Here is a 1,804-nt window from a genome sequence, read left to right on the forward strand (position 1 = left end):
CTCCACGGGAGCTTCGACCCGCAACCCGGAACCCGACCGTGCCACCGAACCGATGACGGATTCCGCAACGAGCCGGAGCTGGACGATCGGGACCGCGTGCGCCGGAGCCGCGCTCGCCGCTGTGCTCGCGGCGTGCGCCGCAGGTGCGGACACGCCCGCTGACGGAGCGGCAGACGGGACGACCGTCGACACCGCCGGACCGACCGGAACGGCATCGGAGGTCTCCCCGAGCGGAGAACCTCCGTCCGAGACGACGACGGCACCGACCGCAGGGTCCACATCGACGACGTCGACGACAGCGTCGGGCGACGTCGCTCCGACCACGGTCGCGGCGACCGCGATGTCGTTCGCGAACGACGTCATGCCGATCCTCGAGAGCAACTGCGCGTCCTGCCACACCGGCGACGGTCCGGGTGTCGCCCACCTGCGCCTCGACACCGCAGGAGAGATCACCGACTTCGACGTCGAGTACATGTCCGCCGTCGTCGACGTCGGCTACATGCCGCCGTGGCCTGCCGATGACGGCGACGTCGAGTTCCACGGCGACCGCCGCCTCGACGACGCCGACCGAGCGACGATGGCCACCTGGGCCGACGAAGGTGGGATCCTCGACGTCGATCCGGCAACACCGATCGCCGCGACGGCAACGTCGCGCAACATCCTCGACCGCGACATCGTGATGACCGCGCTGCCCTACAAGGGACAGGCCGACGCCGACAAGGACGACTATCGCTGCCAGATCTACGATCCGCAGATCACCGAGTCGGGATACGTCGAGTCGTTCGGCATCGAACCGGACCGCACCGAGGTCGTCCACCACGCGTTGCTGTTCCATGCCGATGCGAGTTCGCGACCGGCGGCCGACCAGGTCGATGCGGCGAGCGACGACGTGGGCTGGTCGTGTTCGGGCCTCGCGGGGTTCGGTGGACCGGGAGATGTCGATCAGGTGATGAGTTGGGCCCCCGGACAGGAACCGACGGAGCTGCCCGATGGCGTGGGCATTCCCGTCGAACCCGGTGACTTCTTCGTCGTCCAGATCCACTACCACTACGAACCGGAATGGAACGACCTCCCTCCGGACGAGTCGAGCCTGGTGCTCGACCTCGCCGACGATGCGGCGATCGCCGCCGCCGGAGGGGCCTTCGACCCGCTGGAACTGACGCTGTATCTCGGACCCGCGGAGATCCCGTGTTCGGCCGAGGAGACCGGGCCGCTGTGTGACCGCGAAGCGGCGCGCGCCCAGCTCATCGAGGAGCAGGGGCCGTTCGCGGGATTCGTCGGCGACGGCCTCATGGCGTCGTGCGGCGTCACCGCAGAGGACTTCGCCTCGATGACCGACGGAATCGCTTCATCGAGTTGCGATCACCCTGCCGCACCCGGACAGATCATCTCGGTGTGGGGCCACGAGCACGAGATCGGCTCGTCGTTCACGATGACGTTGAACCCGGACACACCCGACGAACGGGTGTTGCTCGACATCCCACGGTGGAACTTCGACTGGCAGCTCAACTACGAGCCGGTCGAGGACATCGTGCTCACCGCCGACGACGTCATCCGGGTCGAGTGCACATGGGACCGCGCCAAGATCCCCGAGGATGCCGAACCTCGCTACATCATGTGGAGCGAAGGCACCGACGACGAGATGTGCTATTCCCAGATCATCACCCGCCCCGTCTGAACCCCTCCGATCCAGCCCCCGTTTGCGTGAGGAGTTTGGCGCTCCAAGCGCGCCAGACCTCACGCGTTCGCCGAATCTGTACGAACCCCCTTGACTTCGCGCCGAACCAGGAGGACTATCACTCAT

General features: G+C 67.1%; 1 protein-coding gene. It reads left to right on the plus strand.

Features of this window, described 5'->3' with window-relative positions:
- A partial coding sequence (locus WBV89_RS17590; protein WP_423982640.1) for a hypothetical protein occupies window positions 1-1,678 on the plus strand: 1,678 nt, incomplete at its 5' end.
- Window positions 1,679-1,804 lie beyond the last annotated feature (126 nt).

The organism is Ilumatobacter sp. (assembly GCF_049588435.1).
In the GTDB taxonomy this organism is placed as follows: Bacteria; Actinomycetota; Acidimicrobiia; order Acidimicrobiales; family Ilumatobacteraceae; genus Ilumatobacter_A.